This is a genomic window from Rhizobium sp. NLR10b (genome assembly GCF_019685435.1).
GTDB lineage: Bacteria > Pseudomonadota > Alphaproteobacteria > Rhizobiales > Rhizobiaceae > Rhizobium.
Genome location: NZ_JABDWV010000016.1, coordinates 14,951 through 40,662, shown reverse-complemented (window position 1 = coordinate 40,662; position 25,712 = coordinate 14,951). Strand labels below are relative to the sequence as shown.

Sequence of the window (25,712 nt, the reverse complement as noted above, 5' to 3'; positions counted from 1 at the left end):
ATCAGGCCTCCATGTTCTTTCTCGGATCGTATGGATGTGCGGCCGCCCATTCCTCCACCAGAGACGTGAGCCGCTCGTCGGGGCGGTCGGGCAATACGATCTTCAGGGTGACGTAGACGTCGCCGTGTCCACCGCCGCGTTTCGGAGCACCCTTGCCTTTGAGACGCAGCACTTTGCCGGTGTTGGAATGCGGCGGCAGCGTCAGGCTGACCGGTCCGGACGGCGTCGGTGCCCGAACCTTGCCGCCGAGCACGGCTTCGCTGAGCGAAATCGGCAGTTCCAGGCGGATGTCGTCGCCGTCACGCGTGAAGAAGCGATGGGGCCGCACGCGAATCTCGATCAGCGCATCGCCCGTTGGCCCACCGCCAATGCCCGGTTCACCCTTGCCGCGCAGCCGCAAGGTTTGGCCGTCGCGGGTTCCCGGCGGGATCTGCACCTCGAGCGCGGGGCCATTGGGAAACTTGATCTCGGTCTTGGCGCCGTTGACGGCCTCGAGAAAATCGACCTCCATGGAGAACCGCCGATCCTGACCCTGGCTGCGCGACCGGCCACCGCCGGTGCGGCGCGAAAAGAAGCTCGCAAAGATGTCATCGGCGTCGCCGAAATCGGCGAAGCCGGCGCTGTTGTGATAGGGATCGTTGGGACCGCTGGCCGCGGCATAATCGCGATAATAGTTGCGCTGGGCCCGCTCGGCGCCCGACATATCGATCTCGCCGCGGTCGAAGCGGCCGCGCTTTTCCTCATCGCTCAAAATCTCGTAGGCGGTCGAAATTTCCTTGAACCTGTCCTCGGCGTGTTTGTCGCCGGGGTTGAGGTCGGGGTGAAGTTTCTTGGCGAGCTTGCGGAAGGCGCTTTGAATATCCTTCTGCGTCGCATCTCGCTTCACGCCCAGAAGCTCATAAGGATCCTGGCTCATGCATATCTCCGGTCGGGCAGTGAATACTGCTGGTTGGGTTGGGATTGATATAGGTTGCCGGTCCGCCGCAGGGGAGGGGATGCCAAGCGTCAAAATCCCGTCATGCCATGATCGGCGGAGGCTCGCCAGGATCAGAGCGAAACGACGTCTTCTGTTTGAGCCGCAGAATCTTCTCCGGCATGATCGAGGCGCCGGTCGATGAGAACCGAGCACCCTGCATGGCGCACGACCTTCTCGACGATCGAGGAGAAGACATAGTCGGTGATATCGGGCACGTGGGATGACAGCAGGATGAGATCGGCTGCTCTCTCCCTTGCGGCCGAGACGAGCAGCGAGGCGGCAACGCCGATGCGAACTTCGATCATCGCCGGGATGTCCAGCTCCTTGCACAGCGACGCAAGTTTCCGTTCGGCGTCGATAATGGCAGCCGTCTCGAATTCCTCGGGGACACCGGTCAGGTGGTGGCGCGGGATATTCTCGATGACATGCATGACGACGATCGTTCCGCCTTCATCCACCAGCGCCGCGGCCCGGCGCAGCAGACGGTTGGCCGTCTGTCTCGAGCCCATGCCGATGCAGCAGATGATCGTGCGATACATTGAGATCAATATCCTCGAATGCGAGTCATTTGCCTGATCATAAGGCTATCCACAGCGTCTGCTTTGACTAAAGTCAAGCCGGACTGCCGCCGGCATATTGGCAACCATCGGCCGCCTCAAGGCGAGAATTCAGCCGCATTGTCGCAGTTGACGACCGCCCGATCGGCGGTAACTCTCATGCGGGTGCCGTCACAACATCGAGGTTTCAGATGCCGAGCTTTGCCATTATCGGAGCGGGCGCAATGGGAAGCGCGGTCGCCAAACGATTGATCGAGCATGGCGCTACGGTGCTGACTTGCCTCGATGGCCGAAGCGAGCAGACGATCGTGCGAGCCAAGACAACCGGCATGGTGCCGGTCGGCCGCCAAGAGCTGACCGAAGCCGAGCTGATCCTGTCGATCGTTCCGCCAGCTGAGGCACTCAGAGTCGCCGAACTGGTTGCCGACATATCGGCGAGGACGCCGGCGCCGCCCTTCATCGACCTCAATGCAATTGCACCGAAGACAATGCAGACGCTTGCAGCCCGGTTCGACGGCATCGGCGTGACGGTGCTGGACGGCGCTATCATCGGAGGGCCGCCGGTTGCCGGAAAATCAGGTCCGACCCTTTATGTCAGCGGCGACGGCGCGGAGCGAAGCAGACTGCTCGAAGATTACGGCTTACGGGTCCGCAGGCTGGACGGACCGCTCGGCGCAGCTTCGGCGCTGAAAATGTGTTATGCCGGCATCAACAAGGGATTTATCGGCCTTGGCGCTGCCATGCTGCTTGCCGCATCGCGCTCGGGCGCGGTTGAGAGCCTGAAGGCCGAGCTCTCCGAAAGCCTTCCCGATTTCGACCGCAAGCTGTCGAAATCCATTCCAGACATGTATCCCAAGGCCTATCGTTGGGTTGCCGAAATGCAGGAGATTGCCGATTTCCTCGGAGAGGGCGATCCGGCGGCAACCATCTTCCGCGGCATGGCGGATGTTTTCTCCAGGTTGGCGGAGGATGTGGAAGGCAGCCGCGCCCTCGTCGCACAGCTGGACCAGATCCTTCGCTCCCAGCAAGCCTCTGGCGCGATGGTCATGCCATAGCTCATCGCCGGCCGTTGGCGTGCAGCCGGACGAAGCCGCGCCTATATCTTTGCGAAGTCCTCGACCTGCGCCCTGATCGCGACCTCGGTCGGCAAGCGTTCCATCGAGCTTGCCCCGTAAAAGCCGTTGCAGCCCTTGCAGCGGGCGAGCACATGGGCCGCATCCGCGGGCATGGCGATTGGCCCGCCGTGGCAGAGCACGATGACGTCGTTGCGCACCGATCTTGCGGCATCCGACCACGCGTTGATCTTTTCCACGCAGCCGTCGAGCGTCAGCGCCGTTTCGGCGCCGATCGCGCCCCCGGTGGTCAGGCCGAGATGGCAGACGACGATGTCGGCGCCGGCCTTGGTCATGGCCACGGCGTCGTCGCTGCTGAAGACGTAAGGGGTCGTCAGCATGTCCTTGGCGTGGGCGCGGGCGATGATGTCGATTTCCAGATCGAAGCCCATGCCGGTCTCTTCGAGATTGGCGCGGAAGGTGCCGTCGATCAGCCCGATGGTCGGGAAATTCTGAATGCCGGCAAAACCCATTGCCCTCAATTCGTCGAGGAAGTGATCGGGAAGCATGAAGGGGTCGGTGCCGTTGACGCCGGCAAGCACCGGCGTATGGCGCACAACCGGCAGCACCTCGCGGCCCATCTCCTTGACGATCTCATTGGCATTGCCATAGGCCAGCAGGCCGGCCAGCGAGCCGCGCCCGGCCATGCGGTAACGGCCGGAATTATAGATCACGATCAGGTCGATGCCGCCGGCTTCCTCGCTCTTGGCGGAAAGGCCGGTGCCGGCGCCACCGCCGATGATCGGCCGGCCCTCGGCGATCTTCCGTCGAAGCTTGGTCAATATGTCGTTTCTATCGATACGGGTCAAAACTCTCTCCTCAGGCATGGATCTCATGGAAGCCGGCGACGAGTGCGACGGCAAATTCCGGGCTGTTGATATGGGCATCGACCTCGACGAGGCGCCTGTTCGGCGCGTCGTGCCAGCCGGTCCGGATGGCGGAAAACAGTGCCGCGTCGGCTTCGGGATCGTGGAACGGCTGACCGGCGGCGTCGATTGCCGAAACGCCCTGAAGCGGCAGCAGGAAACGAACCGGCCCCTGCATCCGGTTGAGCCGGTCGACGATGAAGGCGCCGATCCTGCTGTTCTCTTCCGGCGTGGTTCGCATCAGTGTCACCTGCGCGTTGTGGATGTGGAGCCTGCGGTCGCGGAAGGCTGCCGGCACCGTTTCCCGCGCGCCGAAATTCACCATGTCGACGGCACCGACCGAGCCGACATAGGGCAGGCCGGTGCGGACGATGGCACCGAAGCGATCCTCGGTCGCCGGAAAAACACCGCCGACAAGGAGATCGGGAACCTCCGTCGTCGTCACGTCGATCACGCCCTGCAGCAGACCGGAATCGGCAAGCTTCTCCATCGACTGGCCGCCGACGCCGGTGGCATGGAAGACGTAGATTTCATGCGTCTCGCCGAGCATCTCGCGAACCTGGGTGACGCAGGAAGTGGTGACGCCGAACATGGTCATGCCGATGCCCGGCCGGTCATCCGCCGAGGCGGGAATGGGGTTGCGGACCATGCCGGCCGCCGCATTGGCGGCATTGCCGATCACCTTGCGCGAGATGGCATTCAGGCCGGCGACGTCGACGACCGAATACATCATGGTGAGGTCGTTCGGCCCGACATAGGGCGCGACATTGCCTGAGGCGACCGTCGAGACCATCAGTTTCGGCACCCCGATCGGCAGTGCCCGCATCGCCTCCGTGACCAGTGCGGTATTACCGGTTCCGCCAAGACCGAGCACGGCACCGATGTCGCCACGCGAATTGAGAAAAGCCGTCAACGCCTTGGCCATGGCCGAAACCGCTGTCCCCCGGTCCGTTTGTCCAAGGACGGCCGCCGCACCGGCGGGATGAAATTGGGCGACTACGCGCACCTTGATATCGGCGTCCGCGCCGTCCCCCAGCGTGCCGACATCGACCAGCACCGCATCGGCTCCGGCCGAAAGAACCACCTCCTTGGCATAGTTCAATTCAGCGCCCTTGGTGTCGCAGGTACCGACGATATAGACCTTTCCCATTGTTTTTCCTCCTCTTTTCGATCAATTTTCACATACTTCGATAAAGTTCCTGCTTTTTGTATTTTCCATATTGTATATTATTTCGCATATTGCATACTTAAATCATGAACGCCAGACGGAAACAGAAATCATGAACGCACCTCGCCACCTCACCCTTCGTGAACGGATCTACGAGGAGATCGTTCGCCTGATCGTCTCCGGCGAACTGCCGAGCGGCGTCTCGATCGATGAGAAGGAATTGACGGAGCGCCTGCAGGTCAGCCGCACGCCGTTCCGCGAGGCCATAGGAACGCTTGCCAAGGAAGGACTGATCGAGATCAGGCCGTATCGCGGCTTCTTCGTGCGCAGCTTCACGCCGAAGGAGATCGACGACCTCTATAATCTGCGCAAGACTCTCGAATGCTTCGCCGTCGAGCTCGCCGTTCCGGAGATGAGCGACCGGCATATCGCAAACTTCGAGCGCATCCTGGATGAGGCGGTGGCGGCACTGCGCCGCGGCGACATGGCGACCTATGGCATCCGCGACAAGGAATTTCACGAGACCATCGCCGACCTTTCGGGAAGCGCGCCGCTGGTCGAAACGCTGGCGCGGCTCGCGCTGCAGATCCAGATCTGCCGCTCGATCGCCAATGAGAGTCGTGACCTGGCCGAAAGGGCCGCCGAGGAGCGCGATCAGATCCTGCAGGCTTTCCGGGCGCGCGACATCGCCGGCGCCAAGGCGCTGATGCACGCGCATATCAGCGACGTCCAGCAGGCCGTCATGGCGCGCTTTCAGAAAGAAAATCCGGCGCGTTAGCCGGGTGAATGAAGGAGAGGGAGGTCTCCTTTCAACGAGCGGAAAACGTGGCCAAGGAGCGGCCCGGAGGAGGGAACAATGCTGAAATTTCTGGCCCGGACAACGGCACTGGCGGCGATGATCGCCTTAAGCTTGCCGGCGCATGCCGAGACCCTGAAAATGTGGGGTCCGGAGCAGATCACCGAACCACTGGTCGCGCAGCTCTGGAACGGCATCAAGGCCGATTTCGAGAAGGCCAATCCCGGTGTAACGGTTGAATTCATGCCGCCGACCGGCACGATCAGCAACGGCGCGGTGCAGGCGGCGATCCAGTCGGATGCCGGGCCTGACGTAATCCTCACCAATTCCGGTATCGGCCGCATCAGCGTCGTCAAAAACGCCAAGCAGGTCGTGCCGCTCACCGAACAATATGAAAAGCGCGGCTGGAAGGATGAGATCTATCCCTGGCTCTACACCGAGCTGAAGGGCCAGTTCGGCGGGGAAATCTACGAGGTTCCGGATGGGCTCGATGCTCTCGGCATCTGGTATCACAAAGATCTCTTCGCGCAGGCGGGCTGGAAAATGCCGGCGACGTGGGCCGAGTTCGAAACGCTGATGAAGGCGATCGAAGAAACCGGGCTGCAGCCGATCGCCATCGGTCCGCGCACACCGGGCAGCGCCGGCCACCTCTTCGGCAACCTACTGCAATCGGCGAGCGGCAAGGAAGTGATCGGCAAGGCGCTGCGCCGCGAGATCGCTTTCGACGACCCATCGGTCGCCGCCGGCGCCGTCCGGCTGCAGAAGCTGATCGAGGCGGGCTATATCAAGAAGGAAATGGCAGGCCTCGATCTCGACGGCGCCTCGCGCCTCTGGTTCAACAAGCGTGCGGCCATGTTCGTTGCCGGTCCCTGGTTCACCGCCAATGCCCGCAAGGCCGGCTACGACCTCGCCAACGCCGGTTATGCGCCCATGCCTTCTGACATCAAGGGTGCTGATATTCCCACCGGCGGCGTCGGCTGGAGCTGGCTCGTTCCGGTCAACTCAAAGCAGCCGGAGCTTGCGATGAAGTGGATCGACTTCATGCTTTCGGATGCCGTGATGAAGAAGCGCGCGCAGGATCCGGCAAGCACGATGATCTATCCGCGCGAAATTCCCGGTGTCGAGCCGCCGACTCCCGTGCTGAAGGACATCTTCGCGGCTGCCGCAGGCGGCGTCGGCTACAATCCGAGCGTCTATCTGCCAGGCCCCGTGCTCGACACCTACTTCCAGGTCATTCAGGGCCTGATCTCCGGCCAGATCGGCGGCGAGGACGGCATGAAGCAGATCCAGGCGAAGATGGCAGAGGCGAAATAGTGGTCATCCCAGAAACGCCCGGCGGCAAGGTCGTGGCTCCTCTCAGCACCGTCCCCGCCATGGGGGGACATACGGGTGGCACATCCGCCCGTATGTCCAAACGCCGGGTAGCCGGGTCCGGCTCAGCCGATGGCGATGCCGGCACCGCATTGTGGCTGATGGCGCCGGCGCTCACCCTTTATGCCGTCTTCACGCTGCTGCCGATCGCCGCCACCTTCTGGCTGAGCTTCAACAGTTCCGCCGGCTTCAATACCTCCGCGAGCTTCGTCGGCCTCGACAATTACGCCAAGGCGGCGCAGGATCCGATCGTCTGGAAGAGCCTCGTCCATACCTTCCTCTGGCTGGCCTATCATGTGGTGATGGCCGGCGGCCTCGGTCTGCTGCTGGCGCTTGCCGTCAGCAGACTGAGAGTGACACAAGTCTTCTTCCGCACCGCTTTCTTCCTGCCGCATCTGGTGTCGCTCGCCGTCGTCGGCGTCATCTGGGCCAATATCTACGACCCGTTTTTCGGCCTGCTGAACACGGCCCTGACGCGGATCGGGCTCGGCGCCTTCACGCGAGGATGGCTTTCCGATCCCGCTTTGGTGCTGTTCTCCGTCAATGTCGCAAGCTCGTGGCAGGGCTTCGGCCTCTACATGCTGCTCTTCATCGCCGGCCTGCAGAATATCGACCACTCGCTTTACGACGCGGCGGAAGTGGACGGCGCCAACGCCTTCCAGAAGCTGATCTATGTCACGCTGCCGGGGCTTCGCGAGGTGACCACCTTCGTCGTCTCGCTGGCGATGATCAATGGCCTGAAAGGCTTCGCCACGGTCTTCGTCATGACCAATGGCGGCCCGTTCTATCAGAGCGAACTGATCACCACCTACATCTACCGGCTTGCCTTCCAGTCCCAGGATCACGGGCTTGCGGCGGTGCTCTGCATCCTGCTCAGCCTGCTTGCGATCGCCATCACCATCGTCTTCAACCGCTGGCGCGCGAGGCTTTCCCAATGAGTGTGCGCAATCGCGAATGGCCGGTGGCGCTGGCGCTAACCCCGGTCCTGATTCTGATCCTCGCTCCCTTCGTCTGGCTGGTGATCTCGAGCTTCAAGACAGAGGCCGAGATTGGCCAGGCCGATCCCTTCACCTGGCCCGCCGACCTGATGTGGCGGAATTATCTCGACGCCTGGCAGATCGGCGGCTTCGGGGACCTCGTCGGCAACAGCCTCATCAACCTCGTCGGCGTCGTCGCCTTGTCGCTCATCACCTGCGCGCCGGCCGGCTATGCGCTTGCCAAGATCCGATTCCCCGGCCGGGAATGGCTGTTCTACGCCTTCATCCTCGGGCTCACCGTGCCGGTCCAGGCGATCGTCATCCCGCTCTACCAGGTGCTCTTCGGACTGAATCTCGTCAACACGCTTGCTGGTATCGTGCTGGTGCAGGTCAGCAACGGCATTCCCTTCGGCATCTTCCTGATGCGGAGCTTCTTCATCGGCGTGCCGGACGATCTGATCGAGGCCGCCAAGATCGACGGCGCTTCGCATTTCCAGATCCTCACCAAGGTCTTTCTGCCGATCTCGACACCCGCGGTGCAAGCGCTCGTCATCATCAGCGCGCTTTCCACCTGGAACGATTTCTTCCTGCCGCTGATCGTGCTGATCAGCCCCGAGGTACAGACGCTGCCGCTCGGGCTGGTCCGTTTCGCCAGCACCTATGCCTCCGATTATCGCCTGGTCTTCTCGGGCACCGTCATTTCGTTCCTGCCGATCATTCTTCTCTACATCCTGATGCAGCGCCGCTTCACCGAGGGGCTGACGCAGGGGGCAATCAAGGGCTGACCATGTCGCATCACGTCCAGCGGGAAATCCGCTACAATTTCGAATTCGACCATCGCATCAAGGCCTGCTTCATCGGCGCCGGCGGCCATGCCTATCGCAATGTCTATCCGGCGCTGCGGTATGCGCCGGTGGAACTTGCCGGCATCTGCGATCTCGATCTCGGCCGCGCCGAGAAATTCGCAAAACTCTTCGGCGCCGGCAAGGCCTATACCGATCATCGCGAGATGCTGGAGCGAGAAAAGCCGGAGCTGGTCTTTCTCGTCACCGCCTATCATCCCGACGGCCGGGTCCAGGCGACCGATCTGGCGCTCGACGCCCTTGCAGCGGGCGCGCACGTCTGGATGGAAAAACCGACAGCGGCAAGCATCGACGATATCGAAATGCTGCAGGCGGCAAGTGCGGCGGCCGGCCGCATGGTGATGACCGGTCTCAAGAAGACCTTCTTTCCGACGATCGAGAAACTCAAGGATCTGATCGGCTCGCCGGGTTTCGGCAGGCTGACCTCGATCAATGTCCGTTATCCCCAGAGCCTGCCGAGGCCGGAAGACCGCGCCGATCTCGTCAAGATGCAGAGCTTTCTCGACCATATCTACCATCCAGGCGCGATCCTCAATTTCCTCGGCGGCGAGATAGAGCGTGCCAGTTATGAGTGGGAGCCGTTGGCCGGGGCAAGCGTCACCAGCCTGCGCTTCCGCTCCGGCGCGATCGGAACGCTGCACCTCGCCGCCGGCCAGTCGGGCGGCAGCATCTTCGAGCGCGTGGAGATCATCGGCGAAGGCGCCAACGCCATCATCGAAAACGGCAGCCGTCTGACGTATTTCCGCAAGGCGGACCTGCCGTCCTATGGCCGCGCCGCAAGCTTCATCCAGCCGGACGAGAATGCCGCTTTGTTCTATGAGCCTGAGCATTCGCTCGGCCAGCTCTATAACAACAATCTCTTTTATCTCGGCTATGTGCCCGAGATCCTGCATCTGACGGATGCGATCCTTGCCGGCACCCAGATATCAAGGGGCACGCTCGAAATCGCCCGCGAGATCATGAAGCTCTTCGAATTCTACAGACGCACGAATGCCGGCGTCACCACCAATCTCTGACAGGGAGGGACAGCCTTGAGCGATACCGATGTGATTTTCAGGAAAGCTGGCGGTGAATTCATGCCGACCAGTTGGGGCGAACTCAACTGGAAGATCACCGGCGACGGCACGCCCGGCGCCGAGATGACCTTCGGTACCTGTCGCATCAATCCCGGCGAACGCAACCAGCTGCATTCGCACCCCGACTGCGAGGAGATCCTCTACGTCGTTTCCGGCAGTTGCGAACACAAGCTCGGCGATGCGCTTTATCGGCTCGAACCTGGCGATGCGATCCGCATTCCCCGCAATATCCGTCACTGGGCGCGCGCGCTCGGCACCGAACCGCTCTTCGCGCTGATCATGTTCTCCTCCGGTACCCGGACGGCGGTCAATCATGAAGGCGAGGGTGCGGCCTGAATCGGCAGATTTTCATCAACCTTGCCAAGGCTCTGACGATTGCGTGAAGCCGCTCCGATAGCTGTGACAAAACCTCATCGCCTCTGCTATGTCAGGAAAAATGCGACGACCCAACCGGCGTCGCACTCTGTCTGATCAATGCCAGGAGTTTAAAAGATGAGCGGTACCTCCGACTATATCCCCCCGAAGGTCTGGACCTGGAACAAGGCGAATGGCGGCCAATTCGCCAACATCAATCGCCCGATCGCAGGACCGACACATGAGAAGGAGCTTCCGATCGGCCGCCACCCGCTGCAGCTCTATTCGCTCGGAACGCCGAACGGCCAGAAGGTCACGATCATGCTCGAGGAACTGCTGGCGCTCGGTCATGGCGGTGCGGAGTATGACGCCTGGCTGATCAGGATCGGCGAGGGCGACCAGTTCGGCAGCGGCTTCGTCGCCGTCAATCCCAACTCCAAGATCCCGGCGCTGATGGACCGCAGCGGCCCGAAGCCGGTCCGCGTCTTCGAATCCGGCGCCATCCTCACCTATCTCGCCGAGAAGTTCGGCGCCTTCCTGCCGACCGAGCCGAGTGAGCGTGCCGAATGCCTGTCATGGCTGTTCTGGCAAATGGGAAGCGCGCCCTATCTCGGCGGCGGCTTCGGCCATTTCTACGCCTATGCACCAACCAAGATCGAATATGCGATCGACCGCTTCGCGATGGAGGTGAAGCGTCAGCTCGACGTGCTCGATCACCGTCTTGCCGAAAGCGAATATGTGGCAGGCAGTCAATACACGATCGCCGATATTGCCATCTGGCCGTGGTACGGCGGCCTGGTGAAGGGCTGGAGCTACGAGGCCGCGGAATTCCTGCAAGTCGGGGACTATAAAAACGTGTTGCGCTGGGCCGACAATATCTATAGCCGGCCCGCGGTGCAGCGCGGCCGGATGGTCAACCGCCTCTCCGGCGACCCGTCGAGCCAGTTGCACGAGCGCCACGACGCCAGCGATTTCGAGACCAAAACGCAGGACAAGCTGGCGGCTGCCGAATAAGCAAGCCGTGCCAGCTGGTTGTTTCAGCAATAAATCAGGCTCCGCCGCCCCTACGGCGGCGGAGCATTTGCGAGCTGCCCGAACTCAGTTCTTGACCGTGTCTTCCAGGAAGAAGCGGCCGAGCGGGTTCTGGTGGAAGTTCTCGATATTCTTGCGCGAGACGTTGATGTAGGGGCTGTAATAGAGGTCGATCCAGTTGACGTCGTCCTTGGCCATCTTCTGCAGATCGACATACATCTCTTCGCGTTTCTTCGGGTCGAGTTCGAGACGCGCCTTGGCGACCAGCTCCTTCACCGCCTCATTCTTGTAGTTGGTCATGTAATTATTGTTCGAATCGTGGCCGAGAACAAAGGTTGTCTTCTGGTCCGGATCGAGGATGTCGTTCGTCCAATAGTTGACGGAGATGTCGTAGTCGCCCGCAACCGTCATGTCCCATTCCTGGCTCGGGTCGACCTTTTGCAGGTTGGCGGTAATGCCGGCCTTCTGCAACTGCTGCTGGACCAGCACGGCCGTCTGTTCGTCGACCTCGTCACCGGCGCGGATCAGATAATTGAGCGTCAGGTCGGAAGCGCCAGCAGCAAGCAGCATCTCCTTTGCTTTTTCAGGATCGTAGGGCCGTTGCAAATTATCGGCGAAATAATAAAGCGCGCCTTTCGGAATGTAAGAGTTGGCAACCGTGCCCTGGCGGAAGGTGACGGCGTCGACGATCGTCTTCTTGTCGATTGCCAAATCGAGCGCCTGGCGGACTTCTTTCTTGGCGAGCGCGCCATGCGCATGGTTGATCAGAAGATGATCCTCGCGAGTGGAGGAATCGATGTCGACGTTGAGGCTTGTATCCTTCTTCAGCTCCTCGACCCGGGAAAACGGTACAAAGATCGCCGCATCCAGCTCGCCGGCCTGGACGTTGAGCATCCGGGTATTGTCGTCGGGCACGGAGATCCACTCGACGCCGTCGAGCTTGACTAGGTCGGCCTGCCAGAAGTTTGGGTTCTTCTTAAGGATAATGCGGTCGCCACGCCGCCATTCCTCGACGGTGAAGGCGCCGGATGCGACCGGCTTTTCGGCATAGGTATCGGCGCCCAGCGCTTCCATGCCCGCCTTCGAAATGACGGAAGCGTTCGGCAGCGCCAGCGTCGACAGGAACGGCGCCGACGGATTCTTGAGCTTGATCGTCAGCGTATGCGCGTCGGTCGCAGCCGCCGTGTCGATCACCTTGTAGGAATCGCTCCAGAGCGAGGCCGGGTCGTCGCGGATGCGCAGCAGGCTGTAGGCCGCGTCTTCCGCCGTCAGCGGCGAACCGTCCGAGAATTTCGCATCGCGGATCTTGAAGGTGTAGGTCAGCCCGTCATCGGAGGCGGTCCAGCTTTCGGCAAGGCCCGGCTCCAGCTTGGTGCCTGTCTTGTCGACGCGGATCAGCACATCGTAGACGTTCGAGAACACCCAGTTGTCGATGTTCTGCGCCGTCTTGATCGGATCGAATGTCGTCGAATCCTCGCGGCGGCCGATGGTGAGCACACCGGCGGCTTCGGCATAGCTTGCACTCAATGTCAGGCCAGCGAGCATGGCGGCAAGCCCGATTGATTTCCACCTGTTTGGCATCAGTTCGTTCCCTTCTTTGTTATGGCATGCGTCTGATGGATATGGATTGCGCCTCGTCCCTGCGGCCGGTGCCCTTGCAGCAGCGGCTTGTCAGGATCGATGTCGGGAATGGCAGCGATCAGCGCCGCGGTATAGGCATGCTTCGGCCGCGCGAAGACCTCGTCGGAGCGGCCCTCCTCGACGATCTCTCCGCGATACATCACGACGACGCGTTCGCAGAGATTGCGCACGATCGCCAGATCATGGGCGATGAAGACCAGCGTCAGGTTCATCTTCGCGGTGAGCTGGCGGAAAAGCTCGATGATCTGCGCCTGGATGGTGACGTCGAGGGCCGCCACGCATTCGTCGGCGATAATCAGCTTCGGTTCGACGGCAAGCGCGCGGGCGATGCCGGCGCGCTGGCACTGACCGCCGCTCATGCTGCGCGGCTTGCGCTCAGCGAATTCGCGCTCGAGGCCGACGAGATCGAGCAGTTCGCCGATGCGCGCCGGAATATCAGCCTTGGCGACCTTGCCCTGCACCTTCAGCACCTCGGCCAGCATCTGCCCGATCGTCAGCCGGGGATTGAGGGCATTATAGGGGTCCTGGAACACCATCGCCGTTTCGCGCCTGAGCTTTGCCAGGCCAGCGCTTTTCTGCAGCGTGAGATCGACACCGTCGAAGGTGACATGACCCGAGGAAAGTGGCGTGAGACCGAGCACGGCGCGGGCAAGCGTGCTTTTGCCGCTGCCGGATTCGCCGACGATGCCGACCGTCTCGCCCGGCATGATCTGCAGGCTGACGCCGGCAACGGCGCTGACCGTCTTGGCGCCACCCTTGACCAGGCTGCCACCGGCTCTGAAACGCACGTGCAGATCATCGATTTCGAGCAAGGGTCTCGCCGGCGCGCGTGCCTCGGCGATCTCGAGCGCCGGCGCCGGCATCCCGCCTGATATCGACGGGTGGCTGTCGATCAGGTTGATCGTATAGGGATGTTGCGGCTGTGCGAGGATCGTCCGCTTCGGCCCCTCTTCGATGAGCTTGCCGCCACGCATTACGGCGATGCGGTCGCAGGTCTGGGCGACGATGCCGAGATCGTGAGTGATGAGAATGATCGACAGGCCGCGGCGGTCGCGAATATCGATCAGCAGCCGCAGGATCTGCGCCTGAATGGTGACGTCGAGCGCCGTCGTCGGTTCGTCGGCGATCAGGATTTTCGGATTGCAGGACAGGGCGACACCGATCATCGCCCGCTGGCGCATGCCGCCGGAAAATTCATGCGGATAGCTGTCGTACTGCCGGCCGGGGTCGGGAAAGCCGACCTGCGCGAGAATTTCCAACGCCGCGGCGCGAGCTTCGTGGGCACCAAGGCCCTGATGATAGCGGATGCCCTCGGCGATCTGATTGCCGATCCGCATGACCGGATCGAGATGGCTGGTCGGGTTCTGGAAGATCATGCCGATCTCACCGCCGCGCACCTTCAGCATCTCAACGTCATGGATCCGCGTCAGGTCGCGTCCTTCCAGCAGCATGGAACCGCTCTCGATCTTCAGCAGCGAGGAGGGCAAGAGGCGCACCAGCGAGCGGCAGAACAGGCTCTTGCCCGAGCCGCTCTCGCCGACGAGACCGAGAATTTCGCCGCGACCGAGATCGAGCGAGACTGCATCAAGCAGCGTGCGCGGGCCGGAATCGAGATGCGCTCTGACGGTGAGATCGCGAACGGAGAGCACAGGACCGCTCATTCATGCACTCCCAGCAATTCGCCGAGCGCATCGCCCAGCATGCTGAAGCCGAAGGCAAGGCAGACGATGGAGAGGCCGGGAAACAGCGTGATCCACCAGGCGGTGGTGATGAAGCTCTGCCCCTCCGCGACCATGACGCCCCATTCGGCGATCGGCGGCTGGACGCCGAGGCCGAGATAGCTGACGGCCGCACCGCTCAGCAGCACCAGAGTCGCATCGGACATGGAAAAGACGATCGAGCCGGCAATCGCGTTCGGCAGCAGGTGCCGGAACATGATACGCCTGCGGCTGAAGCCGAGGCTGACGGCGGCCACTGCGTAATCGCTGCTCTTCAGCACCAGCATCTGCGCCCGGATCAGCCGCGCATAGGAGACCCAGCCGACCAGCGCCATGGCGATGTAGAAGCTGCCGAGTCCTGGGCCGAGGATCGCGATAATCGACAGCATCAGCACGAGAAAGGGAAAGGCAAGAATGATATCGACCAGACGCATGAACAGTGCATCGACGATTCCACCGAAGAAGCCGGAGATGGTGCCGACCGTCGTGCCGATCAGGAACGGGAAGACGACGCCGATCAGCGCCATCTGCAGATCGATGCGCGCACCCCAGATGACGCGGGAGAGGATGTCACGGCCGAAATTGTCGGTGCCGAAGGGGTGAAGCAGCGAAGGCGCCTGCAGGCGCACCTCGGCATTCTGCATGATCGGGTCATAGGGCGCGAGAAGAGGCGCGCCAAGCGCCAGCAGGATGAAGAACAACAGCACGCCGGCGCCGACGGCAAACATCGGCCGCCGGCCGAGGAGGAGGCGGCCAGGGGACGCGGGTGTTGTCACCTCGACGCTCATAGCTTCACCCTCGGATCGACGGCAACGGTGACGATATCGGCGATGAAGTTGATCAGCACGGTGGCGCAGGCAAAGACCATCGCGACGCCCTGCACCACCATATAGTCACGCGAGAAGATCGCCCTGACGAGGAGCTGGCCCATGCCGGGCAGCGCGAAGACGCTCTCAACCACAACCGTGCCGCCGATCAGCCAGCCGATGTTGACGGCAAGCAGGTTGATCGTCGGCACCAGCGAATTCGGCAGCACGTGCCGCCAGAAGACGATGCCTTCGGGCATGCCGCGGGCGCGCGCCGCCGTCGCGACATCTGATTTCAGCGACTCGATCATCGCGGCGCGCAGGCTGCGCGTCAAAACGGTCGAGAGCGACAGCGCCACCGTCAGGCTCGGCAGCACGAGATGCGCAAGTTTGTCGCCGAGCGTCGCGCCGTAGCCGGAAACCGGCAGCAGCCCGAGTTCGACGCTGAAGAGGATGATCAGCATCAGCCCCAACCAGAAGGGCGGAAAGCCGATGCCGAAGGTCGAGACGATGCGCACCGCATGGTCCGGCGCCCGGCCGGCATTGCGTGCGGCGATCGCCGCCATCGGCACAGCGATCAGCACCGACAGCACGACGCTTGCGGCGACGAGGGCAAGCGTCGGCTCGATGCGGGTGACGATCAGCTTCAGCACGTCGATCTTGTAGAGGATCGATTTGCCCATCTCGCCATTGGCGAGATTTTTGAGGAAATAGACATATTGCAGCCACATCGGCTGATCGAGACCGTATTGGGCACGGATGCTGGCAAGGGCAGCCGGTGTGGCGCGCGTACCGAGGATGTTGCGCGCCGGATCGCCGGGGATCAGCCGAACCAGAATGAAGGTGATGACGCTGATGCCGAAGATGACGGGCAGGAACTGAAGCGGTCGGGTCAGAACGAATTTATAGCGATACATGAGCACGGCCGCCCCTCTGTCCTCGTCCGGTTTGAGCCGCTTTCATTTTCATCAGGCTGCCTTGTGCCGGTCGAGGAAATCGAGAAGCGCCGGATAATAGTCCTGCGGGTTCTCATAGAAGGGCATGTGGCTGGCATTGGCGAACACCCGGAGCTCGGCATTCGGCAGCGCCAGCTTCATCCTGAGCGCGCAGGCGGGCGTCAGCTCGTCATGCTCTCCCGTGGTGATCAGCACGGGCAGCGTCAGCCGCGGCAGATCCGGGATGCGGTTCCAGTCCTTGAGGTTGCCGATGTAAAGAAACTCGTTCGGGCCCTGCATCGTCGCGTAAGGCGCCATGTTCCAGTCGTCGAGCGAACGGCGTATCGGCGCCGGCCATTCGGCCAGGCGGCAGACATGGCGGTAGTTGAGGATGGTGACGGCGGCGATATATTCCGGATGATCGTAGGTCCCCTGCGCCTCATGCTTCTGCATCATCGAGACTGTTTCCGGACCAAGCGCTGCCCGCAGCCGTTCCAGTTCCGAGATCAGATGCGGCATGTCGGCGACGGTATCCTCGAGGATCAGCGTCTTGAGGTTTTCGGGGTAGGTCAAGGCATAATCGATCGCCAGCCACCCGCCCCAGGAATGGCCGAGCATGTGGACCTTTCCGAGTCCGAGCGTCTTGCGCACCGTTTCGGTCTCCTCGACATAGCGGCCGATCGTCCAGAGCGAGAGATCGTCCGGCCGATCGGAGGCGCCGGTGCCGAGCTGGTCGAAGGCGACGACGCGGTAGCCCTTGTCGATCAGGCAGGAGTGCGCCTCGCGCAGGTAATCGCAGGGCAGACCGGGACCGCCGTTCAGGCAGAACACCGTCTCGTTGCCGGTCCCGAAGCTATAGGCGACGACGCGATAGCCACCGGCATCGATCTCAAATCGCGCGTCCGGCTGTATTTCACGCCACATTGATTGCTCCAGCAGAAAATACCCCTTGCTCAATATTTGGGCGTGGTTAATTTTTTACCGTAAATCGCGTTCCGTGCCAGCTATAAGAAGTGATAGGGTAGGGCGCCACGCCGAAACCGGGAGCAGCCCATGCTTGACGACATCGGAACGATCAGACGGCAGTTTACGGCGCATGAGACGCTGGACGGCCGGATCGACCAGGCCTTCGAGGCGATGAAGCAGCTGGGCTTCGAGGCTCTCATCTACGACTATACGCCGGTGCCCTACGACCTCGACGGCGCGATCATGATCCCGTCGCTGCTGAAGCTCCGGAACATCGCCGACGATATGCACGACTATTGGTTCGATCGCGGTTATTTCCGCATCGACCCGGTCCAGCAGGTGGCGCTGCGCAGCACCGCGCCGTTCTTCTGGAATTACGACACGAATGCGGACACGCTGATCAACCGCTTCATGAGTGACGACACCGCACCGGTGACGCGCTATCTCCTCGAACGCGACATGTCGACCGGTGTCACCGTGCCGGTGCATATGCCGGGAGGCGATTATGCGACGGTCACCGGCATCCGTTTCCGCGGCGACCGCGATTTCGAACGGCATGCGTTGCGCGCTATCGCTGACTTCAACCTGCTTGCCCACGTCTTCCATGAGACCGCCTATTCGCTTTTCGACACGAAGGCTCGAAGCGTCGGCACCATTCGCCTGACCGAGCGGGAGCGCGAATGCCTCCGCCATTCGGCGGAAGGCTATTCCGCCAAGGAAATCTCGCGCATCATCGGCCGTTCCGTCCCGACCGTGGTCATGCATCTCAACGCCGCGGCCAAGAAACTCGGCGCCCGCAACCGTACGCAGGCCGTCGTACGCGCCACTCATTACCGCCTGCTCTAAGAGCGCGGCCGATCATTGCCATCCTATAACTTGTGATAGCTGCCTTCGCCGCGGTTGCCGCGTTATGGTTTCCAAACTTCCGAGGAATGGAGATGTCGGTGGCCGAAGTCGCAACAAGTGAAGCCTATCTGCCCTTTCGCGATTATCGCACCTGGTACCGCGTCACCGGTTCGCTGAAAAGCGACAAGCTGCCTCTCGTCGTTGCGCACGGTGGGCCCGGCTGCACGCATGACTACGTCGATTCCTTCAAGGAAATCGCCGCCCTCGACGGCCGCCCGGTCATCCACTACGACCAGCTCGGCAACGGCAATTCCACCCGCCTTCCGGACAAGGGCCCGGATTTCTGGACGGTCGGCCTGTTCCTCGAAGAGCTCGACGCACTGCTTGCCCATCTCGGCATCCAGCATCGTTACGCCTTCCTCGGCCAGTCCTGGGGCGGCATGCTCGGCGCCGAACATGCGGTGCGCCGGCCGCAAGGCCTGAAGGCCCTTGTCATCGCCAACTCGCCGGCCAACATGCACACCTGGGTTGCCGAAGCCAATCGGCTGCGGCAGGAATTGCCGAAGGAGGTGCAGGACACGCTGCTGAAGCACGAACGGGCGGGAAGCCTTACCGATCCGGACTATATCGCCGCCTCCCGCGTCTTCTATGATCGCCATGTCTGCCGCGTCGCGCCATGGCCGCCCGATGTGGCGCGGACATTCGCCATCATGGACGAAGACAACACCGTCTATCGCAACATGAACGGCCCGACGGAATTCCACGTCATCGGAACGATGAAGGATTGGACGATCGAAGACAGGCTCGACCGCATCGAAGCACCGACGCTGCTGATCTCGGGCAAACATGACGAGGCGACGCCCCTCGTCGTAAGGCCCTATCTCGAACGCGTCCCGGGCTGCGAATGGGTGCTCTTCGAAAATTCCAGCCATATGCCGCATGTCGAGGAAAAGCAGCTTTGCCTGGCGACCGTTTCCCGCTTCCTGTCGCGGCACGACTGACGCATATGCTGGTCCGTCATGACTGGCGAACCAGCCATTTCTTGGCGACCCGGCAGGCCATCGTATAGGCCGGGTCAAAGACGTTGCCGACGTCGTAACGCACGACCTGGCCGAGCAGATGGCTGGCCGCTGTCCGGTCCAGGCCGTAATCCGACGCCAGCCAGGTCAGCATTTCGCTCGTCGCATGCTGGAGCGCCTGGTCGAGGGGTCTCGCATTGCCGACGGTGAATATGTCTTCAGCGGTTTCTCCGCGTGGCCAGATCAGCCCGGCCTTCTTTTCCACCGTCAGCCGCACCGTGACGTCGAAAGTGGTCTCGACGCCGGTACCGACGATCTCGCCATCTCCTTGCACCGCATGGCAGTCGCCCAAAAAGAAAAGGGCGCCCGGCGCCGATACGGGCAAGCGAACGGTCGTGCCCGGACCGAACAGGCGATAATCCATGTTGCCGCCATATTCGCCGCTGGTCGCCGTCGAGATTGCCTGGCCAAGGCTGGGCGCAACCCCGAAACAGCCGATCATCGGCGCAAGAGGCAGAACGAAACTGTCGAGGCCGGAGACCGGCTCGGACAATCGGACCGTCAATGCTTCGCGGTCGATCGCCCAGATCGCCATGTCGCGCGGCGGCAGGTCGCGAACCGTTTCAGGATCGATGACATTGGCCGCGACGATGCTGCGCGTAAAACCAGTGTCCCTCGTCGGGATCATGCTGATGATCTCGACCTTCAGCGCATCTCCGGGTTCCGCGCCTTCCACGAAGATCGGGCCGTTCATCGGGTTGGGACCAGATGTCCGCCGGATGCCGTCCTTGTCATAGCCGATGGCGTCGAGTGTCTCCGTGACGACGGTGTCGCCGTCAGCGATGTGCAAGGCGGGCGGAAGAGAGCCGATGACATTGTGGAAGGTCGTCGGAATGAAGCGGTGAGTGGTCATGAGAATACGGCTCTCGCTTTTTTTCAAATACCGTCAGCCCAGGCTGCGTTGCCGGCTGAGAATCGAGACTAGATCAGAGATGATCTGGGAAGCCAATATCCCGACATCGCTCGTGTAGCCCCGCATCGATTTCGCGATCGTGACCCGACGTCTCCTGCCGCGAAACGGCCGGCTGATCTTGCCTTTCATTCTCCGAATGTTATATGTAGGTAAGTGCCTACATCGGAGGTGGATTATGAGCGTGACACATCTTTCCAGCCGCGAACTAAATCACGACGTGAGCAGGGCAAAGAAGGCGGCGCAAAATGGTCCGGTCATCATCACGGATCGTGGAAAGCCATCCCACGTGTTGATGACCTATGACGAATTCGAGCGGCTAACCGGCAAGCCCCGCAGTCTCGTCGATGCTCTCTCCATGCCAGGCCTGTCGGATATCGACTTCGATCTGCCTCGAGTTGAGATCGCCCCCCGTGGAGTCGATCTATCTTGAAATATCTGCTGGACACCAATGTTGTTTCCGAGCTGCGGAAGGTCGGAGACGGCAAGGCCAATGCTAATGTGGTCGCATGGGCTGGAGCGCAAGATGCAACAGGCCTATGCATCTCCGCCATGACGATCCTGGAATTGGAACGTGGAATACTCGGCGTGCAGCGCCGCGATGCAGCGCAGGGCGCTCGTCTGCGTGCATGGCTGGAAAATCAGGTTCGGCCAGCATTCGCCGACCGTATCCTGTCGATCGACGATGCGGTCGCGACGTGCTGCGCGCATCTGCATGTTCCAGACCGGCGCAATGAAGCCGATGTCTTGATTGCCGCGACGGCCCTGGTTCACGGCCTCACCGTCGTCACCCGCAATGCCCGGGATTTCGAAGGCGCGGGCATTGTCGTGCTGGACCCGTGGCAAGATTGATTTCCCTGCCGAAACGCAGTGGTGGCGCGGCGTTTCTTTGCGCGTTGTCACGGCAGTTGATGTATGGTCACGTTCGGAACAACGTCTCGCGCGATCTCGCAGAGATGCCAATGGTGGGTAAGGTAGATAACCTGTCCGACCTTTGCCATTTCGCCGAGCAAGCGGAAGACCTCTTCGGAGCGAGGATTGTCGAAGCTCTCCATGATGTCATCGGCGACGAAGGGTACGGGCCGGCGAAACGCTGCGAATTCCTCGTAGCCCGCCAGCCGCAGCGCGAGGTAGAGTTGGAACTGGGTGCCGGTCGACATCGCGTCCGCAAGCTTCGAACCACCGTCGCGCGACACGCCGATCAATATCTCCTTGTCCCGGTCGGGCTGGGTCGTCAGGCCGGAATAATTGCCGCCGGTGATCAGGCGAAAGGCCTCCGATGCGCGGTTCATCATCGAACTACGATGTTTTTCCCGATAGATATGCAGCGCCTGTTCAGCCGCGAGCGTGCCCGCGCGCAGCGTCAGATGCCGCACGGCCAGTTCCTCGATTTCAAGGAAAATGGTTCTGCGCTTGGCCTCGATCCGGGCCACGGAGTCGTCTCCGCCGACGGCCTCGAGCTTCTGCCGCGCCAGCGACACGTCGGAATAGAGAAGTTTCGCACGCTCGGTGAGATCCTCGATCCGGGCGCCAAGCTCCATGGCGTCGCGCTCGACCGCAGCGGCGTCGACAGCGTCGAGGCGCCGTTCGGCTTCGGAAAAACTCGCAGCACGCAATGCCTCGGTGATCTGGTGGCGTAACGCGGCGGCTCGCTCCTCCAGCCGGTCCCGCTCTCGGGACTGGTTCAGGAATGCTTCGACCGAAGCAAGCGAGTCCGCAGCGAAATAGCCGGTCAATTCGTCCTTGCGGGCATTGTGAACGGCCAGTTCCTCCTCCAGCGCACGCCGTTTTTCCAATTGTCTTTCGAGATCCGCCTGCCGGTCTGCCCGAAGCTGAGCCGCATGCCGCGCCGCCTCATGACGTTCCACAAGCGCGTTTGCGGAGGCGAGCGTATCCACCGCCGACTGGCTGAGACCGCAGTCTCTGAGGAGACCGGCAATTTGCTCGCGGAATTGCTGCTGGTCGCGCTCCATCGCGGCAACACGACTTGCGAGGTCATCCCTCTCCTTCAGGATGGAGGGCAGTGTAGCGAGCGCATTCAGCATCGCGCGGACAGCGGCCATCGAACCGGCCTTATCGGCAAACCAGGTTCGCGACAGCGCCTCTGCCCATTCCCGCTCCCAAGCCGCCATGGCGGCTTCCGCCTCCTGCCGGTCGCGCTCGCGTTCCCTGAGATCGTGGCTGAGGTCACCGACCGCCTTCTCGTGCGCCTGCCGCGTCGCCCGCTCGGCTCTGCCGGCGACGATTATATTATTTGCAGCCTGCATCAGCTCGGCGACCGGTCGCTGGCCTGCGTCATCAAGACCGGCTTCTGCAAGGCTCTCCGCAAGCGTTGCGACATGCCTATCCAGTTCGAGGCGAAGTGCGTGCACCGTGTCTTCTGCGTGTTGCAGATCGTCCCAGGCGGCGAGCGCCGCGGCTCGCTTGGTGCTCCAAGTCTCGAGTGCGGCCACGCGCGCCGCGGCTTCGGCGTCATGTTCGATGCTTTCAGGCAGCAGATCACCGATGCGCTCGGCAAGCGCATCATGTTCGGCGCGCGCTTCGCCAAGCAGTTCCCTTTGCCGCTCGATCATTGCTGCCGTTGCCGCTTCCGCCTGGCGGAGTTGACGCAGCTCGGCCAGTTCCTGCGCCCGCGACAGCCGGCCGGCGGATACCACGTCGTCCTGCCGCATCCGCTCCTCGAAAATCCGAGCCGTGGCGGCATTCAGGCTGGTAAGATGCGCCTGCCAGGCGGCATCGCGTTCATCGCGCAGCCGCGCGGCCTCGGTATCGTCGATCGAACCGCCGGCGACGAAGGCCGCGATCCGGGCTTTGGTCAGCGCCTGTTCGGTGCCGAGATCGCGCAGCCTTCCCTCGTGATCGCCAATCCGCTTGTCGATAGCGGCCGCTTGGCCACGCCAGGCTTCGATCTGTCGAGGCTCTGCCACGGCCATTTGCTGCAGAGCGGCGGCGTTGCCGCTCCAGGGTGCGAGCTGTTCAAACCGGTTCTCCTGCGTTCGCTTCGCCTGGACAAGTGTCCGTTCTTCCATGGTAAGCCGCACGGGGAGATCAGATCCCGCCAGCCGGCTCAGGGCGATCTCGATGCGGCCGAAAAGCTCGGGATCCAGGACCCCAGCTCCATCTCGCGAGCCGCCTTCCCTGTCCAGCCTTTCGAGATTCTCCCGCGCTCGCAACAGTTCCCGATCAGCGGCTGCCAGTTTCGCCTCGACGCCGGAACGCCGTTCGATAAGATCGCGGATGATGCCGATCAGCGAAGCGGGCAGCAGCAGGGCCTCGGGTTTCGCATGGCCGGGCTGTTCGAGATCGGCCAGCAGTCGGACCAACTCACCCTCCTGTTCGGCCAGCGCCAGCCGGCGCTTCGGCAGATCGCTCTCAGCCGCAAGATAGCGCGCCCGACCCTGATCCAGCAGGTCCATATGCGCGGCGACTGCCAGAGCCTTGTCGTCGATCGCGATCGCCTCGATCTGGTCCGCAAGCTGGCGCAGCGTGCGGTCGGCGGTCTCGACAAGCGCCTGCAGCCGCGTCTCGTCGCGCGAAAGCTGGGGCAGGAGCGCGAACCATTCGGACGGCGGCCGCGGCAGATCGCTCATGGCGGCTGCATCTGCATCCAGCCGCCGGAGCTCCAGCGCTGCAGGCAAGGCGCCGAGAAGGCGGGTCAGCTCCTGATACCGCGACTTGGCCTCGGCCAATTCCCGTGTGGTCGTGCCATAGGCGCGCTCGGCCTGCTCATGGGTCGATTTCAGGCCCGCATAGGCCGAAGCAAGCGTGTCGATGGCATTGCGCTCGGCCTTGAGCGCTTCGAGCGAACGCTTGAGTTCCGCGAGCTTGGTGCTCGACGACCGCTTCTTGTAGATTGCGTTGGCTTCGTCGGCCGCGGTCACCAGCGAACGGCTCAGGCCTGCCAGACCCGAGCTGGCCGAGAACAGCAATTCGCCGAGTTCGCCCTTGCTTTGTATGATGGCGTTGCCGCCTTCCTTGAGCGATTGATCGTCGAGCGAGAACATGGTGCGATAGGCCTCGCGACCGACGCCTCCAAGGGCGCCGGCCAGGAGCGCCTCGTTCACAGCTTGTCCCCGATCATCGACAAGGCTGCCGGTCCGCAGCTTGAGCCGCGCGAGCTCGTATTCCGAGCCACCAAATTCCAATCGCGCACCGACCTTCATCGTATTGTAGGGATGCAGGAAATTATAGGTGCTGCGCTCACCAATGCCGTAGAGCAGATCAAGGTAGGCGGCGAAGGTGGTCGACTTGCCCGCTTCGTTCAGGCCATAAACAATGTGCAAGTCCGGCGAACCTTGACGGGCCGCGCCGAAATCGATGGAGTGATCGGTGAACTTGCCATAACGGGTGAGATCGAGGCGGCGCAGACGCATCAGCTGTCTCCCCGATCCACCGCCTTCATCCGGGCGGCGATGTCCTCGGCGCCATCGGCGAGAAGGCTGTCGATGAAGCGTTCAAAACCCGCCTCGTTATCACCGGCAAATGCCCGGCTCTCGGGCGGCAGGTCGGCGAGCAGGTCCCGGATCATCTCCCTGACATCGTCGCGAAATCCGCTACGCGCGATGACCTCGTCCCGCATCAGCGTGCCGAGTTCGATGACGGGATCGGCGGCGGACGCGTCTGCGGGCATCGAGGGCGCTTCGAAGGCGAGTTCCAGCTTCTCGATCCAGGTACAGCCGATCAGGTCGCTGCGCCGCTCGGCTTCCGCCTGCATGAGGTCAACATCGCGCCGGAGCTGCCAGGAGAGCGGCGTGCGGCCGGAAAGCCTGAGGCGTGCGACAAGATGGGGCGAAGCCGTGCGGTCGCGCTGCGCCATCAGCGCCGTCTCGACCAGCATGGCCGCCTCACGCCAATCATCGACACCAGTGAGGTCGACATTGACGCGCTCGAACTGCGCGATGCTGGTGCGCCGCTCCTCAACCGTCACGGTCCGGTCGTCCGCCACGGTCACAAGCGACACGGTCTTGACGCCCGCTTCATTGATGTCGCGGCCCTGAGGCATGCCGGGCATGACGACCGTCGCCGTGCCGGGATACTGGCTGCGCTGGTGGAGATGCCCGAGTGCCCAATAATCGAAACCCGAGGCATGCAGGTCGAGCACGTTGCAGGGCGCATAGACATCATGTCCGACCGATCCGGCCAGGCTCGTATGCATGATGCCGATATTGACGGCATCCGTTACCGGCGGCTTGAACTTCGGCAGCAGCGGGTCCGGGGCCTGCGGTTTCGCAAAGCTCAGGCCGTGGATCGCGACCGACAAGCTGCCCTTCGTGGCCTCCACAATCTCGGCATGGCCGCCGAAGATCTTCACCGTATGGGGCATCACCAGTTCCCTGGCGATCTTCGACATCGCATCATGATTGCCCCGGATCTTGAAGACTGAGATGCCCGCTCGGTGCAGCCGTTCGAGCTCTCCTGCCAGGAAGCGCGCCGTCTTCATCGACGTCTGCTCGCCGTCGTAGAGATCGCCGGCGATGACAAGCGCGTCGACCTGTTCCTCAAGGCAAAGATCGACGATCGCGACCAGCGCCTGCCGGCTGGCGTCACTCACGAGGTCGGCCAGCTCTGCGTTGCGAAGCGCGAGAGAGCGCAGGGGAGAGTCGAGATGGAGATCGGCAGTGTGGACGAAACGATAGGCCATGAATGCAAGAATGGTGTTGCGA

General features: G+C 62.2%; 24 protein-coding genes. 12 read left to right on the top strand and 12 right to left on the bottom strand.

Annotated features, from left to right (window positions below; genetic code table 11):
* Position 1: 1 nt before the first annotated feature.
* Both HJB91_RS24075 and HJB91_RS24070 read right to left on the bottom strand, forming a co-directional pair.
* A complete protein-coding gene (locus HJB91_RS24075) occupies positions 2 to 916 on the bottom strand; it encodes a DnaJ C-terminal domain-containing protein (RefSeq protein ID WP_221124348.1) in 915 nt (304 codons plus the stop codon).
* Between the two features lie 131 nt (positions 917 to 1,047).
* Complete coding sequence (locus HJB91_RS24070; protein ID WP_210633576.1) at positions 1,048 to 1,515, bottom strand: universal stress protein; 468 nt, start codon at positions 1,513 to 1,515, stop codon at positions 1,048 to 1,050.
* 209 nt (positions 1,516 to 1,724) lie between these two features.
* Between HJB91_RS24070 and HJB91_RS24065 the strand changes: the two genes are divergently transcribed.
* Positions 1,725 to 2,588: an NAD(P)-dependent oxidoreductase gene (locus HJB91_RS24065; protein WP_210633575.1), complete on the top strand. Its 864-nt coding sequence runs from the start codon at positions 1,725 to 1,727 to the stop codon at positions 2,586 to 2,588.
* Positions 2,589 to 2,629: 41 nt separating this feature from the next.
* On the opposite strand, the gene HJB91_RS24060 is transcribed toward HJB91_RS24065, so the two are convergent.
* Positions 2,630 to 3,472, bottom strand: a complete 843-nt coding sequence (locus HJB91_RS24060; protein WP_210633574.1) for a phosphoenolpyruvate hydrolase family protein — start codon at positions 3,470 to 3,472, stop codon at positions 2,630 to 2,632.
* A complete protein-coding gene (locus HJB91_RS24055; RefSeq protein WP_210633573.1) occupies positions 3,465 to 4,661 on the bottom strand; it encodes a Tm-1-like ATP-binding domain-containing protein in 1,197 nt (398 codons plus the stop codon). Before HJB91_RS24055 ends, HJB91_RS24060 begins: the two co-directional genes overlap by 8 nt.
* Positions 4,662 to 4,791: 130 nt before the next feature.
* Here HJB91_RS24055 and HJB91_RS24050 point away from each other — a divergent pair, with 130 nt between their 5' ends.
* From HJB91_RS24050 to yghU, 7 genes are all read left to right on the top strand, one after another.
* Positions 4,792 to 5,457, top strand: coding sequence for a GntR family transcriptional regulator (locus HJB91_RS24050; protein WP_221124352.1), 666 nt, complete (start codon positions 4,792 to 4,794; stop codon positions 5,455 to 5,457).
* A 78-nt stretch (positions 5,458 to 5,535) separates the two neighbouring features.
* The gene (locus HJB91_RS24045) at positions 5,536 to 6,789 is read left to right on the top strand and encodes an extracellular solute-binding protein (protein WP_221124353.1); all 1,254 of its coding nucleotides are present in this window, start codon (positions 5,536 to 5,538) and stop codon (positions 6,787 to 6,789) included.
* Between the two features lie 59 nt (positions 6,790 to 6,848).
* The gene (locus tag HJB91_RS24040) at positions 6,849 to 7,784 is read left to right on the top strand and encodes a carbohydrate ABC transporter permease (protein ID WP_221156041.1); all 936 of its coding nucleotides are present in this window, start codon (positions 6,849 to 6,851) and stop codon (positions 7,782 to 7,784) included.
* On the top strand, positions 7,781 to 8,608 hold the full coding sequence (locus HJB91_RS24035; protein WP_221147510.1) for a carbohydrate ABC transporter permease: 828 nt from the start codon (positions 7,781 to 7,783) through the stop codon (positions 8,606 to 8,608). The genes HJB91_RS24040 and HJB91_RS24035 overlap by 4 nt, the downstream gene beginning before the upstream one ends.
* A 2-nt stretch (positions 8,609 to 8,610) precedes the next feature.
* The gene (locus HJB91_RS24030) at positions 8,611 to 9,702 is read left to right on the top strand and encodes a Gfo/Idh/MocA family protein (protein ID WP_221155997.1); all 1,092 of its coding nucleotides are present in this window, start codon (positions 8,611 to 8,613) and stop codon (positions 9,700 to 9,702) included.
* A gap of 15 nt (positions 9,703 to 9,717) precedes the next feature.
* Complete coding sequence (locus HJB91_RS24025) at positions 9,718 to 10,098, top strand: cupin domain-containing protein (protein ID WP_210633568.1); 381 nt, start codon at positions 9,718 to 9,720, stop codon at positions 10,096 to 10,098.
* A gap of 156 nt (positions 10,099 to 10,254) precedes the next feature.
* On the top strand, positions 10,255 to 11,130 hold the full coding sequence (yghU, locus tag HJB91_RS24020; protein WP_210633567.1) for a glutathione-dependent disulfide-bond oxidoreductase: 876 nt from the start codon (positions 10,255 to 10,257) through the stop codon (positions 11,128 to 11,130).
* 84 nt (positions 11,131 to 11,214) lie between these two features.
* On the opposite strand, the gene HJB91_RS24015 is transcribed toward yghU, so the two are convergent.
* From HJB91_RS24015 to HJB91_RS23995, 5 genes are read right to left on the bottom strand one after another with little or no spacing between them, the layout of a single operon-like run.
* Positions 11,215 to 12,729: an ABC transporter substrate-binding protein gene (locus HJB91_RS24015; protein ID WP_221155996.1), complete on the bottom strand. Its 1,515-nt coding sequence runs from the start codon at positions 12,727 to 12,729 to the stop codon at positions 11,215 to 11,217.
* Entirely contained in the window at positions 12,729 to 14,450 is a 1,722-nt protein-coding gene (locus HJB91_RS24010) for a dipeptide ABC transporter ATP-binding protein (protein ID WP_409078122.1), read from the bottom strand. Before HJB91_RS24010 ends, HJB91_RS24015 begins: the two co-directional genes overlap by 1 nt.
* The gene (locus HJB91_RS24005; RefSeq protein WP_210633565.1) at positions 14,447 to 15,295 is read right to left on the bottom strand and encodes an ABC transporter permease; all 849 of its coding nucleotides are present in this window, start codon (positions 15,293 to 15,295) and stop codon (positions 14,447 to 14,449) included. The genes HJB91_RS24010 and HJB91_RS24005 overlap by 4 nt, the downstream gene beginning before the upstream one ends.
* Positions 15,292 to 16,230 (bottom strand): ABC transporter permease, encoded by a 939-nt coding sequence (locus HJB91_RS24000; RefSeq protein WP_210633564.1) that lies wholly within the window; start codon positions 16,228 to 16,230, stop codon positions 15,292 to 15,294. Before HJB91_RS24000 ends, HJB91_RS24005 begins: the two co-directional genes overlap by 4 nt.
* A 51-nt stretch (positions 16,231 to 16,281) precedes the next feature.
* Positions 16,282 to 17,172, bottom strand: coding sequence for a proline iminopeptidase-family hydrolase (locus HJB91_RS23995; protein ID WP_210633563.1), 891 nt, complete (start codon positions 17,170 to 17,172; stop codon positions 16,282 to 16,284).
* Between the two features lie 129 nt (positions 17,173 to 17,301).
* Between HJB91_RS23995 and HJB91_RS23990 the strand changes: the two genes are divergently transcribed.
* Together HJB91_RS23990 and HJB91_RS23985 are read left to right on the top strand one after the other, a co-directional pair.
* Complete coding sequence (locus tag HJB91_RS23990; RefSeq protein ID WP_210633562.1) at positions 17,302 to 18,060, top strand: LuxR family transcriptional regulator; 759 nt, start codon at positions 17,302 to 17,304, stop codon at positions 18,058 to 18,060.
* 98 nt (positions 18,061 to 18,158) lie between these two features.
* Complete coding sequence (locus tag HJB91_RS23985; RefSeq protein ID WP_210633561.1) at positions 18,159 to 19,061, top strand: proline iminopeptidase-family hydrolase; 903 nt, start codon at positions 18,159 to 18,161, stop codon at positions 19,059 to 19,061.
* A gap of 16 nt (positions 19,062 to 19,077) precedes the next feature.
* On the opposite strand, the gene HJB91_RS23980 is transcribed toward HJB91_RS23985, so the two are convergent.
* Entirely contained in the window at positions 19,078 to 19,992 is a 915-nt protein-coding gene (locus HJB91_RS23980) for an acetamidase/formamidase family protein (RefSeq protein ID WP_210633560.1), read from the bottom strand.
* A gap of 235 nt (positions 19,993 to 20,227) precedes the next feature.
* On the opposite strand from HJB91_RS23980, the gene HJB91_RS23975 reads away from it, so the two are divergent.
* Both HJB91_RS23975 and HJB91_RS23970 read left to right on the top strand, forming a co-directional pair.
* Complete coding sequence (locus HJB91_RS23975) at positions 20,228 to 20,482, top strand: type II toxin-antitoxin system Phd/YefM family antitoxin (protein ID WP_184455494.1); 255 nt, start codon at positions 20,228 to 20,230, stop codon at positions 20,480 to 20,482.
* Positions 20,479 to 20,901, top strand: coding sequence for a type II toxin-antitoxin system VapC family toxin (locus tag HJB91_RS23970; RefSeq protein WP_221155995.1), 423 nt, complete (start codon positions 20,479 to 20,481; stop codon positions 20,899 to 20,901). The genes HJB91_RS23975 and HJB91_RS23970 overlap by 4 nt, the downstream gene beginning before the upstream one ends.
* Positions 20,902 to 20,948: 47 nt before the next feature.
* Here HJB91_RS23970 and HJB91_RS23965 read toward each other — a convergent pair whose 3' ends face one another.
* Positions 20,949 to 24,422 carry an AAA family ATPase gene (locus HJB91_RS23965; RefSeq protein ID WP_221155994.1) on the bottom strand — a complete coding sequence of 1,158 codons (3,474 nt, stop codon included), beginning with the start codon at positions 24,420 to 24,422 and terminating at the stop codon, positions 20,949 to 20,951.
* Entirely contained in the window at positions 24,422 to 25,690 is a 1,269-nt protein-coding gene (locus HJB91_RS23960; protein WP_210633557.1) for a DNA repair exonuclease, read from the bottom strand. Before HJB91_RS23960 ends, HJB91_RS23965 begins: the two co-directional genes overlap by 1 nt.
* Between the last annotated feature and the right edge of the window lie 22 nt (positions 25,691 to 25,712).